General features: G+C 60.1%; 11 protein-coding genes. 3 read left to right on the forward strand and 8 right to left on the reverse strand.

From position 1 onward, the window contains the following. Nucleotides 1-149: 149 nt before the first annotated feature. Entirely contained in the window at nt 150-2,063 is a 1,914-nt protein-coding gene (locus CAURIC_RS03710) for an FAD-dependent oxidoreductase (protein WP_353959090.1), read from the reverse strand. Between the two features lie 532 nt (nt 2,064-2,595). Beyond that, nucleotides 2,596-4,032 (reverse strand): type I glutamate--ammonia ligase, encoded by a 1,437-nt coding sequence (gene glnA / locus CAURIC_RS03715; protein WP_035113335.1) that lies wholly within the window; start codon nt 4,030-4,032, stop codon nt 2,596-2,598. 342 nt (nt 4,033-4,374) lie between these two features. Here glnA and CAURIC_RS03720 point away from each other — a divergent pair, with 342 nt between their 5' ends. After that, the gene (locus CAURIC_RS03720) at nt 4,375-4,851 is read left to right on the forward strand and encodes an RDD family protein (protein WP_035113336.1); all 477 of its coding nucleotides are present in this window, start codon (nt 4,375-4,377) and stop codon (nt 4,849-4,851) included. 235 nt (nt 4,852-5,086) lie between these two features. On the opposite strand, the gene CAURIC_RS03725 is transcribed toward CAURIC_RS03720, so the two are convergent. From CAURIC_RS03725 to sucB, 5 genes are all read right to left on the reverse strand, one after another. Next, nucleotides 5,087-5,722, reverse strand: coding sequence for a LysE family translocator (locus tag CAURIC_RS03725; protein ID WP_035113337.1), 636 nt, complete (start codon nt 5,720-5,722; stop codon nt 5,087-5,089). A gap of 267 nt (nt 5,723-5,989) precedes the next feature. Next, nucleotides 5,990-6,763 (reverse strand): DUF4191 domain-containing protein, encoded by a 774-nt coding sequence (locus CAURIC_RS03730; RefSeq protein WP_035113338.1) that lies wholly within the window; start codon nt 6,761-6,763, stop codon nt 5,990-5,992. Between the two features lie 204 nt (nt 6,764-6,967). Next, nucleotides 6,968-8,014: a lipoyl synthase gene (gene lipA / locus CAURIC_RS03735; RefSeq protein ID WP_035113339.1), complete on the reverse strand. Its 1,047-nt coding sequence runs from the start codon at nt 8,012-8,014 to the stop codon at nt 6,968-6,970. Nucleotides 8,015-8,085: 71 nt separating this feature from the next. Further along, nucleotides 8,086-8,796, reverse strand: a complete 711-nt coding sequence (lipB, locus tag CAURIC_RS03740) for a lipoyl(octanoyl) transferase LipB (protein WP_035113340.1) — start codon at nt 8,794-8,796, stop codon at nt 8,086-8,088. Nucleotides 8,797-9,138: 342 nt separating this feature from the next. Next, nucleotides 9,139-11,394 carry a 2-oxoglutarate dehydrogenase, E2 component, dihydrolipoamide succinyltransferase gene (gene sucB / locus CAURIC_RS03745; RefSeq protein WP_035113341.1) on the reverse strand — a complete coding sequence of 752 codons (2,256 nt, stop codon included), beginning with the start codon at nt 11,392-11,394 and terminating at the stop codon, nt 9,139-9,141. Between the two features lie 117 nt (nt 11,395-11,511). Between sucB and CAURIC_RS03750 the strand changes: the two genes are divergently transcribed. Further along, on the forward strand, nt 11,512-11,901 hold the full coding sequence (locus tag CAURIC_RS03750; RefSeq protein WP_035113472.1) for a hypothetical protein: 390 nt from the start codon (nt 11,512-11,514) through the stop codon (nt 11,899-11,901). A gap of 124 nt (nt 11,902-12,025) precedes the next feature. On the opposite strand, the gene CAURIC_RS03755 is transcribed toward CAURIC_RS03750, so the two are convergent. Further along, nucleotides 12,026-13,801: a leucyl aminopeptidase gene (locus tag CAURIC_RS03755; RefSeq protein WP_052094840.1), complete on the reverse strand. Its 1,776-nt coding sequence runs from the start codon at nt 13,799-13,801 to the stop codon at nt 12,026-12,028. A gap of 191 nt (nt 13,802-13,992) precedes the next feature. Between CAURIC_RS03755 and CAURIC_RS03760 the strand changes: the two genes are divergently transcribed. After that, nucleotides 13,993-15,114, forward strand: coding sequence for a branched-chain amino acid aminotransferase (locus CAURIC_RS03760; RefSeq protein WP_290183359.1), 1,122 nt, complete (start codon nt 13,993-13,995; stop codon nt 15,112-15,114). Nucleotides 15,115-15,200: the final 86 nt, after the last annotated feature.

The raw sequence follows: 15,200 nt of genomic DNA on the forward strand, positions 1-15,200 counted from the left end.
ACGCCTCTCGTTGGGGTTCGGTGGCATATATGTTCCAGATTTTACCGAAATCCCATGCGGGCCCCCGAATGGCGGCGGCACTCCACCCCTATTGTTGAACGAAGTGGGGGAGCAGGAGGGCGTCGAGATAAAGAAAAAGAGGCGATGGTCTAGCGAGTCGCGTGGCCGAAGCTCCAGGTGAGGTAACCGCCGTCCAAGTTGGCGACTTCAACGTTGTGAGCGCGCAGCAACTGGGTGGCAACGTTACCGCGCAACCCCACCTGGCACTGCGCGATGACTTTGGTGCCGGAGGGGATCTCCGCGATGCGATCGCGAAGCTCGTCGACCGGAATGTTGACGGCGCCTGGGATGGCACCGGCGGCGAACTCGCCAGCGGTGCGGACATCCATGACCAGCCAGCCATCCTGTTGGAGCTGTTCGACCTGGTGCCACTGCACCGACTGTTGCCCGTTGCGACGGTTGTCCACGATGAAACCAGCCAGGTTGACCGGGTCCTTGGCGGAGCCGACCTGTGGGGAATATGCCAGCTCCAGATCGGCCAACTGCCAGGCCTTGAGGCCTGCGTGCATGGCGGTGGCGATGACGTCGATGCGCTTATCCGCACCGTTTTCGCCGATGACCTGCGCACCCAGGATGCGGTAATCGTCGGTGCGGTAGATCAGCTTCATGTGCAAGGCGGTGGCGCCGGGGTAGTAGCCCGCGTGGTTCAAGGGGTGCAGGTGGACCACATCGAAGGGGCCGTCGCCGCCCAGTTCGGCGACCGTGCGCTTCTCGTTCCACCCCACGGCGGTGGCGGTGAGGCCGAACAATTGGACCACGGACGTGCCCTTGGTGGGGGCTGTGGCCATGCCATCCCCGGCGCGGCCCGTGATGATGTCCGCGACCAGGCGACCGTGGCGGTTGGCGGTTTGAGCAAGAGGGATCATTGTGTCCGCGCCGGTGTGGGTGTCTTTCTTCAAGGCCGCATCACCGAGGGCGAAGATGTGCGGATCGCTGGTGCGCAGTTGCTCGTCGACGACGATGCCGCCGCGCTCGCCGACGGTCAGGCCGGCCAGGCGGGCCAATTGGTCATTCGGGCGCACACCGACGGCGGAGATAACGATGTCCGCGGGTAGTTCCGTGCCCTGGGCAGTGCAGACGTGTGTTTCCGTGATGGTGTTGACCTGTTGGTCGGTGAGGACGTGCACGTTATTGCCCTCCAGGTGCTGTTGAACCACGCTGGCCATTTCGGGATCCAGCGGGGCCATGATCTGCGGGTTTGCCTCGATGACTGTGGTATTGATGCCGCGGTGAGCGAAGTTCTCCGCGACTTCGAGGCCGATGAAGCCGCCGCCGATGATGACGGCGGTGGACGGTTGGGTTTCCGCAAGGGCCGTCGTGATCGTGTCCGTATCTTCCACCGTGCGCAGGGTGTAGGCGCGCTCTATGCCAGGGATAGGTGGCACGAACGGGGACGCGCCGGGGGAGAGCACGAGGTAGTCATAGGTGAGGGTGTATTCGGTGTTGGTTGCTGCACCGTTTTCAGTACCGTTTTCTGCGCCGTTGCCGGGGCCACGTTCCGTGCCCGCGCCGGGGTATTGTCCTGCGCTGACACTGGGGTTTTGTTCTGCGCCGTTGCCGGGGCCACGTTCCGTGCCTGTGCTGGGGTACTGTCCTGCGCCGTCGACTGGGTATTGTCCTTCGCCGTCGCCGGGGCCTTGAACGCGAACGGTTTTGGCCTCCCGGTCGATGGCCACGGCCGTGGAATTCACCCGCACATCGATATTGAAACGAGTCTTGAGCGATTCCGGGGTCTGCAGCAGCAGTGCATCGCGGTCTTCGATGACCTGGCCTAAGTAATAGGGCAACCCGCAGTTGGCGAAGGAAACGTGGCCGGAGGATTCCAACACGGTGATCTGCATGTTTTCGTCCATGCGGCGTAGGCGGGCGGCGGTGGACATACCGCCCGCCACGCCCCCGATGATGACGGTGTGCTTGGGGTTGGTGTGCTGGGGGTTGGTGGGCTGCTGGTTCCCGGTGGGTCGGGTTTGAACGGGCTCGTTATTGGTGGCCTGTTGGTTCATGATGTGGGCTCGTTTCTGGTGAATCGGATTGGGGGTTATTTGCGACCAAACAGGCTCGCGAAGATGCCCCCGGAATTGCTGTCAGAGCGCTCACACGTGCACCACTGTCCAGCGGGGACGGTTGCCTTTACCTGAGCAACGTGCTGGCCGCAGCCGGCCCAGGTGGTCTTGCCGCACTTCTTGCATTCAACGGGACGACACATGGTGAGGATTCCTTTCGTAGGAGGACGAGGGTGGGGTTAATCCCTAACGCGATTAACGATACCCCTAGGGGTATCCGTAGGGCAAATGTGTGCCCAGGATGAGGCGCCCACCCATTGGGGGCTTGCGCGAGCGGGGCGAGGGGCGTCGGGTAAAAAAGAACCCCGGCCGAGGCTGATTCGGCCACGGGAGGGGGAGGTGCGGCGGCGAGGTGCGGAGGGGAGGGAGGAGAGGGAGGGAGGCGAGGTGCGGAAATTGCAAAACCCACGGCAACCGCAATGGCTACCGTGGGTTCAGCGTGCTCGGGGACGAGGGGGAGCGCCCCAACCAACTAGCAGTCGAAGTACATCTCGAACTCCTGCGGCGTTGGGCGCAGGCGCGTTGGCATGATCTCGTTGTCAACCTTGTAGTTGATGTAGGTTTCGATCAGATCCTCGGTGAACACTCCACCTTCGGTGAGGAACTCGTTGTCCTCTTCCAGAGCCTTGAGTGCAGCTTCCAGGGAAGTCGGAGCCTGTGGAATGCCCTTGGCTTCCTCCGGTGGAAGTTCGTACAGGTCCTTATCCACCGGCGCATGTGGCTCGATGCGGTTCTTGATGCCGTCAAGGCCGGCCATCATCATCGCTGCGAAGCCGAGGTATGGGTTACCGGATGGGTCCGGAGCGCGGAACTCGATGCGCTTGGCCTTCGGGTTGGAACCGGTGATCGGGATGCGGATCGCGGCGGAACGGTTACGCTGCGAGTATACGAGGTTGATTGGGGCCTCGAAGCCCGGAACCAGACGGTGGTAGGAGTTCAGCGTTGGGTTGGTGAAGGCCAACACAGCGCCGGCGTGCTCCAGGATGCCACCGATGTAGTAGCGCGCCAGGTCGGACAGGCCCGCGTAGCCGTTCTCGTCAAAGAACAGTGGCTTGCCGTCCTTCCACAGGGACTGGTGGGCGTGCATGCCGGAACCGTTGTCGCCAGCCAGTGGCTTAGGCATGAAGGTGGCTACCTTGCCGTTGTTCCACGCGGTGTTCTTCACGATGTATTTGAAAGACTGCAGGTCGTCGGCTGCGTGCAGCAACGTGTTGAACTTGTAGTTGATTTCCTGCTGGCCACCGGTGCCCACCTCGTGGTGGAAACGCTCTAGCTCAAAACCGGATTCCGCCAAGTTCAGCGCCATCTGATCGCGCAGTTCTTGGGTCTGGTCGTATGGAGCGACAGGGAAGTAGCCGCCCTTCATGCGGGTCTTGTTACCGCGGTTCAGGGAACCGTCTAGGTCAAACTCCTCGCCACGGTTCCACCAACCTTCGCTGGAGTCCACTTCGAAGAAGGCGTTGTTGGTGTCCACGGAGTAACGCGCGGAATCGAACAGGTAGAACTCGGCTTCAGCGCCGAAGAAACAGGTGTCCGCGATGCCAGTGGAAGTCAGGTACTCCTGCGCTTTGCGGGCCACGTTGCGTGGGTCGCGGCTGAAAGGCTCGCGGGTGAATGGGTCGTGGACGAAGAACTTCATGTTCAACGTCTTCGCGGTGCGGAAGGGGTCGATCTTCGCGGTGGCGAGATCCGGCAGCAGGTTCATGTCAGACTCTTCGATGGTGGTGAAACCACGGACGGAGGAACCGTCGAAAGCCAGACCCTCCTCTGCTGCTTCCTCGTCGAATGCGCTGGCCGGGATGGTGAAGTGCTGTTCGGTGCCCGGTACGTCGGTAAAACGAACGTCGACGAATTCCACATCGTTGTCCTTGATGTACTTCACAACATCGGCGGGAGTCTCAAAAGCCACTGTTAATCTTCTTCCGTTCTGTGCAGTTGCAAAACTTGCGTTCGATCTGCCTGGTTGTCCGCGGATTCTTCGCGGTACCGGCAACGTGCAAAAACCAGTGTAGACAAACTGTGTTGCTCGCCTGTCACCTTAGTGTTTCCGCGTTGTTAACTCTTTTGTCGATTCCTCCGGGCCACCAATCACGTTGCCTGCGGAGCGCCGTGGTTTTCTTTGTGTCGACGCCTCCCTTTGCCCGCGAACGGTCACCGCCGGGAATTACGTATATAAGCATACGCACATATGTCGGGGGTTCGTGTCGGTTTTAGTGCTTTTCGTTAGGAGGGGGATAGTCTAGGAACCATTATGAGCGAGAAAAGATCTTGGCTGGAAGGCCCGCAACTTCCCGGCGAAAATGACGCCACTGGGCAGGTAAGCACGTACCCCGGAGAATCGTTCGGCATCCCCAAGGAGGGGCCGGGGTCGCTGGCGACGTTATTTCCTCGCATGGCCGCGTTGCTCATCGACTGGTTCGTGTGCATGGGCTTGGCGTGGTTGATCACTCTGCAAACTGACGTGCTGGGGCACTACTCCACGCTGACGTGGCTGTTGTTCCTGGTGTGGCGCACGGTCTCTGTGTGGTTGTTCGCGCAATCCCCTGGACATGCTGTCGTTGGCATCGGGGTGGGGCGTATCGACAAGCCCAACGAGCGTGTGGGCTTCATTCGTGCATTCGTTCGTACCTTCTTCACGCTCTTCCTGTTCCCGCCGATTATTCAGGACACCGACGGCCGCGGCATGCACGACCGCGCCACGGGCACGGCAGTGGTGCGGGTGCGCTAACCACACGGGCACAGCCACCCGCCTCAGGATCCTCTCACTGGCCATTCGCTGGCCTCCGTTGTTCGCGAAGCAGAACGAGATGACCTAAGACGCGCGGTTTTTCGTCGTTTCGTTCTGCTTTTCGGGGCATTAGGGGATCTGCCCATGAGTAAACGCGCGGTTTTGGTCGTTTCGTTCTGCCTTTCGGACATTGGGAGAGGCCGCACACAAAGCGCGGTCATACCGAGACCCGGGTCTAACCCGAAAACGTCCGCGCCAGCAAGACCGTGGCGAAGATGACAAACAGGGTTGCGGAGATCGCGTCGATAATGGGGCCTGCTCCAAGCAACTTCCGGCGTACCCGAGCGGTCGACACGACAAACGCCACGAATCCAAATCCCAAAGCTGCCTCGACCACCAGTAAAGCTCCAAGAATGACGCTCCAATACCACGGAGTACCAGCCGGTAGGGCCGGAGCGATGATCGCGGTGAGATACAGGACGATCTTCGGATTGGATAGATTTGTCATCAGGCCCTGCCGGTAGCTGACTGAGAGGGTCCCGAGGATCTCCGCCATATCGATATCCTGCACCGGTTGATTCCACTGCTGCTTGGCCACACGGGCCAACCCAAAGGCCATGTATAGCAGGTAGGCTGCACCGGCCAGTTGGATGAGCGTGAGTAATCCCGGGTGCCGCGTGAGCAGAATTGCTGCACCGGCAATTGTGAGGGCGATCCAGAATGTGGCGCCGGTTACGATTCCTGCCACCGCGGCAAGAGCATGGGGGCGGGATTTGGCGCTCATGCGCAAAACCAATAACAAGTCGGGACCTGGGGTGAACACCCCAAGAGCATTGAGTACCAGGATGGTACCGAGCAATTCAATGCTCATGATTCAGTGATCTCTGCAGCGGGACTCATAAAAATGCTCTCGTGGATTGGCTACTGGAGCTGGCTTCTTCGGTAAGGGCCTTGGGCGATTGGCTACTGGAGCTGGCTTCATCGGTCAATGCTCGCGTGGATTGGCTACGGGGCCCGCCCTAACCTCCTGGAGGCCCCTAGCGAATCGCCATTGGATTGGGGCTAACGGCCAAGAGGACCGGCTTAACTCCTAGAGGCCCGGCATAACACCGTTGGGGCCGGACTCGTCAACCCAGTCCTAGCCCTTCTTGCCACGCTCTGCAGCGCGACGTGCACGGCGGTTCATACCCGCAACCTTGGCGCCCTTAGGCAGGGGACCCTTGGGCAACGCGCTCTGTGGAGAGTTCAACTTAGAGATGGATTCCACACGGCTGTTGAGGGCCTCAACCTCGTTCTTCTTGATGTTACGAGGCATGCGCATCATGTGGTTCTGCAATTTCTTGACCGGAACCTGGCCTTCACCGTCACCCACGATGACTTCGTAAATGGGGGTCTTGCCCACGATACGGGCCAGCTTCTTCTTCTCCTGGGCCATCATTGGCTTCAAGCGGTGAGGGGCACCCTCACCCACCAGCACCACACCAGGGGTTCCAACCACGCGGTGAACAGCATCCATGTGCGTGTTCGATGCAATGCCGGGTTCCGTAATCCACTTCATGCCTACGCCATCGCGCATATTCTGCAGCGCCCAAGCCGCGGCACCCGTTTCACCCTCAATTTGGTCATACACACCAGACTGCAGGCGACGGGAGAAAACCACCATGGCCAGCACAGCACCCAGCAAAATACCCAGAATGAGGTTCAGCCACCACCAGCCGAACACAATGCTGAGAAGCAGTAAGACGACGATCGGCACGAGGAACGCCACCAGCATCAACGGTACAAGTTTCTTATCCCGTTCGCGCTGGATCTTGAAGGCCTGCCACATCTGGGAGTACTGCTGCTTGCGCTGAGCCTTCTTCGCAGCCTTAGCTGCCTTTTGATTTTCCTTTTCGCGGATGTCCTTCGCCATGCTTCATAGGATAGAACATCGTTGCGACAACCGATAAACACCCCGGCTTCGGCTGAGCTCGGGGAAGTCGGGGAGGCGTCGATATAAAAAGAAAAGGCGCCAAGCGGCCCCTGCAAAAACCGGAAGCTAGCACCAACCGGAAGCTGGCGAACCCAAGCGGCAAAAGCACGCAGAAGAGCAGCCGCCGAGCCCGCCCATACAGCCCTAGCGCGCGGCAGACACCGGGGTTTCCTCGGACGCACCATACTTGTCCAGCAGCGTGGAGGCCTCTTGCGAGGTGGTGCCTTCCAGCTTGTCGGCGAGGTGCTTCAAGTTCTGGGGAAGTTCCTCTCCGCGAGCGGCCTTGGCCTGCGCGTACAGGCGCCCAGCGCGGTAGGAAGAGCGTACCAACGGGCCGGACATGACGGCCTTGATGCCCAAGTCGTATGCAGCCTCGGAGTGCTCCATGAATTCCTCCGGCTTCACCCAACGTTCAATGGGGTGGTGTAGCGGGGATGGGCGCAGGTATTGGGTGATCGTCAGAATGTCCGTTCCAGCATCCACTAGGTCCTTGATGGCATCTTGAACTTCTTCCTTCGTCTCGCCCATGCCTAGGATCAGGTTGGACTTCGTCACGAGGCCACGGTTGTGGGCGCGGTTGATGACCTCCAGGGAACGGTCGTACTTGAATGCCGGGCGGATGCGCTTGAAGATGCGCGGCACGGTCTCCAGGTTGTGGGCGAACACCTCGGGCTCGGCATCGAAGACAATGTCCAGCAGTTCTGGCTTGTTGGAGAAATCTGGGGTGAGGTTTTCTACGCCCGTATTGGGGTTAAGCTCGTGGATTTGGCGCACGACCTCGGCGTATAGCCAAGCACCTTCGTCGTCCAAGTCATCGCGAGTCACACCAGTGATGGTCGCGTAGCGCAGGCCCATCTCCTGAATGTTCTCGGCCACGCGACGTGGCTCATCGCGATCTAGGGGAGAGGGGCGACCGGACTTGATCTGGCAGAAGTCACAGCGTCGGGAGCAGGTATCGCCACCGATAAGGAAGGTCGCCTCGCGGTCCTCCCAGCATTCGTGGATGTTAGGGCAGCCGGCTTCTTGGCACACTGTGTGCAGAGATGCACCCGAGACGCGGTTTTTCATATCCCGGTACTCGGGGCCCATCTTTGCGCTAGTGCGGATCCAGCGTGGCTTGGACTCAATGGGTGTCTGAGAATTCTTCGCCTCAATGCGGAGCATGCGGCGTCCGTCTGCGGTCACAGTCATGGCGTCCACCCTACGCGCCTTTAAAAACGGTTGCTAACCCCGGGTTTGAGGAATGCACGCTATGGCCACGACTAACCCAATTCGTGCTCTTCTACCTGCAAATCCCCGTTCATGGCATCCACAATGTGTCGCGCCAAGATGTCCTTGGCCTCAGCCACGGTCACGTCGCGTCCCAGCTCGGCCGTCAGGGTGGTCACACCCGCATCCGCTAGGCCACACGGGACGATGTGGTCGTAGTACTCCATCGTGTTATCGCAGTTCAGGCTAACACCGTGCATCGTCACACCGCGCGTCACGCGAATGCCGATGGCGGCGATCTTACGTGCCGGCTTCAGCTCGCCGTCGACCAGCCCCGCGGGCAGCCACACTCCGGAACGCCCCTCGATGCGCCCCACGCCCTGCAGCCCGAGCTCGTTGCAGGTAGCAATGAGGGCCTCTTCCAGGCGGCGGACGTAATCCACAACATCCACCGGGTCATCCAGTTGAATGATCGGGTACGCCACTAACTGCCCAGGGCCGTGCCACGTGATCCTGCCACCGCGGTCGATATCCACCACGGGCAGCCCGTTGGTGGGCCGGTCGGAATCCTCGGTGCGCTTGCCGGCGGTGTATGTGGGAGGGTGTTCTAGCAGCAGGAGGGTATCCGTAATCTCACCCTCAGCGCGTTGCTTGGCCAGCCCCGCCTGCCGGTCCCATGTGGTTTGGTATTCCACGAACCCCAAATCTTGAATATCGATCGAAGAATCTGGAGACCTTCTGATACTGCCCTTTTGGTAACCCATGCGTCACATAGTACGCCTGTGCATCGTCGTAGCCCCTCGCCCTGTGCCTTTTAGTTGCGGGCTTCGCGGTTGTTTTTTTATCCGACGCCGCCCGCCGTCGCTTCCCTTCACAACTCAAAAACCCCGGTGCTGCGGTCTGCGTTCTGCTTCGGCGCCGACTGCTGACTCTCAGCGTCAAAAACCCCGGTGCTGCGGTTTGAGTGCAGCACCGGGGTTTGGTCCCGCTGTCCGTGTTGTCGAAACGCGGGAAATGCGGGAAACGCGGGAGCTGGTGGGGCCAAGCGAGAACTAGGTGATGAACATAGTTCGTGCCGGGCGGGGGAGCCCCGCCAGAACTTCAGACTAGAGCTCTAGGTCGGCCTCGAAGTCGCCGTTTTCCAGACGATCGCGAACGGTGGACATGAAGCGTCCTGCATCCGCGCCGTCGATGACCTGGTGATCGTAGGTCATTGGCAGCAGAACCATCGAGCGGATACCAATGGACTCGCCACCGTCCTCGGACAGGACGACCGGGCGACGAACGATAACGCCGGTACCGACCATTGCGGCCTGCGGTGGAACCAGGATCGGGGTATCGGTCAATGCGCCTTCGGAACCGATGTTGGTGATGGTAAAGGTGCCACCGGCCAGATCCTGCGGCTTGAGCTTGTTGTTGCGCGCGCGGTCAGCAATGTCAACGATAGCCTTTGCCAGTTCTGGCAGGCTCATGTCCTGTGCGTTGTGGATCACTGGGCTCAGCAGGCCAGCAGGAGTATCCACTGCAATGCCCAGATTAACCTGGCCGTGGTAGGTCATTTCCTTGGTCTGTGCGTTGTAGGACGCGTTGACGTTCGGGTGGGAAACCAGAGCCTCGACCATTGCCTTGGCGAAGAATGGCAGGTAGGTCAGGTTCACACCGTGCTTCTTCGCGAAGCTTTCCTTGACCTGCTTGCGCAGTTCTGCCACGTGGGTCATGTCGACTTCATGTACCTGAGTCAGCTGAGCAGCCGCATGCAGGGATTCGAGGGTCTTCTTCGCCGTGATTTCGCGGATGCGGCTGACCTTCTGGGTGGTGCCACGGAGATCCTGCTTGGACAGATCCACACGGTGAGTGGAAGCACGTGGACCAGCAGGGGACTGCTCGTCAGAGGAGGATGCCGTAGCAGCGCCACCACCGTTGGCAGCAGCAAGAACGTCCTGCTTACGGATACGGCCACCAACGCCGGTGCCCTCAATCTTGGACAAGTCAACGTCGTGCTTTTCAGCCAGCTTGCGAACCAGAGGGGTTACGTAAGGCAGGTTACCCTCGGCTGGTTCGGACTGGGAATCGCTGGACTGGGTTGCCCCGGACTGGGACTTGCTGGGCTCGTTCTTCTTGGAAGAGTCGCCTTCAGACGCGGTGTTGTCCTTGTCATCGCTGGTGGAAACACCCTTATCCTCGGCACGCTCAGCTGGCTTCTCAGCGGCAGCTTCCTTGGCCTCGGTATCCTTGTCCGACTTTGCGTCCTTCTCGGGCTCGTCAGATTTGTTGTCAGCCTTGTTCTTGTCTTCGCTGCTGTCGGACTTTTTGTCCGACTTGGAAGGCTTGGCGGAGCCGTCGCCCACGCGTGCGATGACCTCGCCTACGTCCACGGTGTCGTCTTCTTCAGCCAGGATTTCGACCAAGGTGCCGGCTACTGGGGATGGGACCTCGGTGTCGACCTTATCGGTGGATACCTCTAGCAGTGGCTCATCGACTTCGACCTTGTCGCCGACCTTCTTCAGCCACTGGGTGATGGTGCCTTCGGTGACGGATTCGCCGAGCTCCGGCATCTTCACGTCTTCGGTTTCACCCGAGCCGGCGCTGTCATCGTTGGAGGCTTCATCGGTAGCGGAATCCTCCGAGTCGTCTGATTTTGCGTCCTTCTCGGGCTCGTCAGACTTGTTGTCAGCCTGGTTCTTGTCTTCGCTGCTGTCGGACTTCTTGTCAGACTTGGAAGGCTTGGCGGAGCCGTCGCCCACGCGTGCGATGACCTCGCCTACGTCCACGGTGTCGTCTTCTTCAGCCAGGATTTCGACTAAGGTGCCGGCTACTGGGGATGGGACCTCGGTGTCGACCTTATCGGTGGATACCTCTAGCAGTGGCTCATCGACTTCGACCTTGTCGCCGACCTTCTTCAGCCACTGGGTGATGGTGCCTTCGGTGACGGATTCGCCGAGCTCCGGCATCTTCACGTCTTCGGTTTCACCGGAGCCGGCGCTGTCATCGCTGGAATCGGACTGCTCATCGTCATTATCGTCCGCGGACTCATTCGCAGCCGTGTCCTCGGATGGGGTTTCCTCCGTCTCACCATGGTCAGAGGATCCCTTGTCGGCGTCGTCACCAGAAGAGGCTTCTTCGCCCTCCTCACCGATTTCTGCAATAACGGTCCCAACGTCAACCGTGTCATCCTCATCGGCCAGGATCTTCAGCAGCACACCAGCGACTGGGGAAGGAATCTCAGTGTCGACCTTATCGGTAGATACCTCTAGCAAAGGCTCATCGACTTCGACCTTGTCGCCGACCTTCTTCAGCCACTGGGTAACAGTGCCTTCGGTTACGGATTCGCCCAACTCGGGCATTTCGACGGAGTGCGCCATGTTAGTGAAGCTCCTCAAGCTAAAACTCGTGGTCAATCAGCTGTGGTAATTCGCTGTAAATTCTACCCAAGTGTACGCCTGAGTTCACACGCGTGCCCGTTCGATATGATTAACCTCGTGTTCAACCTGTTTGGTCGTTCTAAGAACAGTAGTATTCGACCCCCGCGCGCTCCGGGGGAAACCGTGCGCGCAAAAGATCTGGATTACCTCCAGCGCTGGTCGGCCGGCCGTTCCGGCGTGGAAGGCTTTGTAGAGCCGGAAACTCTGGTCAACGAAATGTCGGTTGTTTTTGTCGACGCCACGGGGGAGTGGACTAGGCGCAAAATTGGGGGCCCCAAGGGGATCGACGCCGTGCATCGGGGGACCGGAGTGCCATTGTATTTCGCCGAAGAGACAGGCTACCCGCAGCGCATGCGCGACAAGATTGAACGCGACCGCTTGGTCGAAGAGCGACTAAAGCAGCGCGAACGGCGCGAGCGACTGCGGGAGCAACGCGGGGAAAGCTAAGCGGGGAAAGCTAGACGGGGCGCAGGCTAGCCGCGACCCGGTGGCCTGACTGAGCACCCAAGAGTGTTGGTGCTAGGTCCGGAGAGTCGGTGGGCTCAGCGGGGAAAGCTAGACGGAGCGCAGGCTAGCCACGGCCGATTCTTTCAATCGTCTCGACGATCGTGCGAACTGGCACGCCCGTTCCGCGCTTCGGGGTGTAACCGTGTGGCGCAGACGTGTTGTAGGCAGGGCCTGCAATATCGATGTGAACCCACTCCACGTCGTCGGGCACGAAGTGAGAAAGGTAGCAGCCCGCCACGGACATTCCACCCCAGCGCGTTGTGGAGATGTTCCGCAGGTCGGCGACATCGGACTTCAGGGCATCGTCCAATTCGGCTGGCAGTGGCATTGGCCACGCATTCTCTCCAACTTCCTGGGAGATCATGGCAACCCGATCACGGAAGTCGATGCTGCCCATCACGCCTGGCGTGCGGTTGCCCAGGGCCACCATCTGCGCGCCGGTGAGGGTGGCGGTTTCGATTAGGTAATCTGGCTTGTCCTCACATGCGCGCACAATGGCATCGGCCAGAACCAGGCGGCCTTCAGCATCCGTGTTCAAAACCTCGGTGGTGATGCCACCGTAGTGGCGCAGGATATCGCCCGGGCGGGTGGCGCGATCACTAGGCATATTCTCTGCCATTGGGACCGTGGCGGTGACCTTGACGGGCACGCCCAATCGCGCGACAGCGTAGATGGAAGCGATGACGGCAGCGGAACCGCCCATATCGGAAATCATGTCCCACATGTTGGCGCCTGGCTTCAAGGAGATTCCGCCGGTATCGAAGGTAATTCCCTTACCGACCAAAGCGACGAAAGGAGCGCCGTCCTTCGTCTCCGCTGGCGTGTAGGTCAGGCGGAGCAGACGAGGTGCGCGGGCGGAACCCTTGCCCACACCGATGATTCCCCCAAAACCCTGTTCCTCCAGCTGTTTTTCATCCAGAATCTCGGCTTTGATCCCAAACTCCTCGGCCTGGTGCGCAGCGATGGCTGCGTAGCTTTCGGGGTACAGTTCGTTGGCCGGCGCATTGACCAGATCACGGGCGAAGCAGACGGATTCCACCACAATCCGTGCGCGCTTGACGGTGTCTTCTGGCGCGGACGCGTTGCCATCGGAACCGTGGGTCAAAACGGTAATGCGGTCGATAGCGGCCGTGCCCGCCCGCTGGCCGAAGTAGGAGTAAGCACCCAAGCCGTGGCCAACCAGCGCGGCTTCCGTGCCGAACATTCCCAGCGTGCTGACCACGTGGGCACCGCGGTTGGCGGAGTTGGTGCTGGCGGAGTTGGTGTCCACATCCTGGGATGCACCATCCGCACCGGCACCATCCGCACTTGTACCCGCACTATCGGCACTGGCGTTAGCCCCCTCGGCCTGCGCTTGCGGACGTTTCACGTTCCGGGAGGCCACGCCAGCGGCCTCACGAATGGTTTCATCCGTCACTTCTTCGATATCGCCCAAGCCCACAGCCAGGATGCGCTCCACGGCAGGGCCAGCTGGAGCGGCCTCGTCCGAGGCTGACTCTGCGTTCACAGCGCCGGCACCGGCAAGGACCTCACCGGGAACGGTGGTGACTTCGCCCTTAGAACCGACTGCTCCCACGGCCGTGAGGAGCTTCCATAGAGCGATTTCCTGATGAGACGTGAGAACCTCGCCGGGCCCGCCCGCCAGTTCCAACCCGTTGGCACCCTTGAAAACGGCAACGACGAGAGTATCGATCGGCTCATCTGGGGCGAACGACTTCAACCCATCGGTGCGAATGTCCAGAGCGGGAACATACCCGCGGGCGCTGAGGCTGGCGGCGTCGGAAAAAGAAGCATTGGAGCTAGAAGCACTGGAACCAGAGGTGCTTGCGCTGGTGGACACGAAAAGCCACTCCCTTTCAAAAATATCTCTAAAACGGTTGTCTTTAACGACTCTACCTATCCCCGCCGAGTGGTCGGGCGGAAGGTTAAGCTGAGTATTTATTGAGGTGATAAGCCTTTGAGAGGCCGTCAGAAAAGTTTTAACCCGATTCCCCGGTTAACCGTGATAAACCGTGGTCTAGCATTGGGATCATGACTAAAACGCCAGCGACTCCAACATCTTTCACCATCGAGCCACACCCGAATCCGGTTTCAGACCAACAGGTTGCAGAGATCCTAGCCAACCCAGGCTTCGGTTCTCACTTCACCGACCACATGGTTGTCATCGACTGGGATGTCGAATCCGGTTGGCACAACGCGCGAGTGCAGCCCTACCAGCCATTCGAAATGGACCCCGCCACCAGCGTGCTGCACTACGGCCAAGCCATCTTCGAAGGTATCAAGGCCTACCGCCAACCCGACGGCTCGATCGCAACGTTCCGTCCCGATCGTAATGCCCGTCGCCTTCAGGAATCCGCGGCCCGCATGGCTATGCCGGAGTTGCCGGAGGAGTTGTTCCTCGAGTCGTTGCGCCAAATCGTCAAGGCCGATGCGCGCTGGGTACCCGCGGCCGGTGGCGAAGAAGCCCTGTACCTGCGCCCATTCATGATTTCCCGTGAACCAACCCTGGGCGTTAAGCCCTCCGATTCCTACACCTACGCGGTCATCGCTTCCCCTGCCGGCGCGTATTTCTCCAAGGGCATCAAGCCCGTCACCGTGTGGCTGTCCAGCGAATATGTGCGTGCGGCACCCGGTGGTACCGGCGCGGCGAAGTTCGCGGGTAATTACGCCGCGTCGCTGGTTGCGCAGGCACAGGCAGAAACCCAGGGCTGCGATCAGGTTGTTTGGCTCGACGCCCACGAGCATAAATGGGTTGAGGAAATGGGTGGGATGAATCTGGCATTTATCTACGGGGTAGGGGATAAGGCCCAGGTCGTTACGCCTGCCCTCTCGGGCTCCCTGTTGCCGGGGGTGACCCGTAGCTCTCTGCTGGATGTGGCCCGCGACCTTGGGTACGAGGTCGAGGAGCGCCGCATCTCCACGACCGAATGGGAGCAAACCGCTAAGTCGGGTGAGCTGACGGAAGTTTTTGCCTGTGGCACCGCTGCGGTCGTTACACCTGTCGGCACCGTGAAGCATGCGGGTGGTGAATTCCAGGTCAGCGGTGGGCAAACCGGACCGATCACCATGCAGCTGCGCGAGCATCTCACGGGTATCCAGCGCGGCAGCGTGGCGGACAAACACGGCTGGATGGTCACGTTGCTCGAGGCTTAGGGGGCTGGTTCTCTCGCCGAACCGCGTTTGGGGGCTGGTTCTCTCGCCGAACGACGAATGTGCAGCAGAAGTCCGACAAAAACGTA

Source organism: Corynebacterium auriscanis (assembly GCF_030408435.1).
Taxonomy (GTDB): Bacteria; Actinomycetota; Actinomycetes; order Mycobacteriales; family Mycobacteriaceae; genus Corynebacterium; species Corynebacterium auriscanis.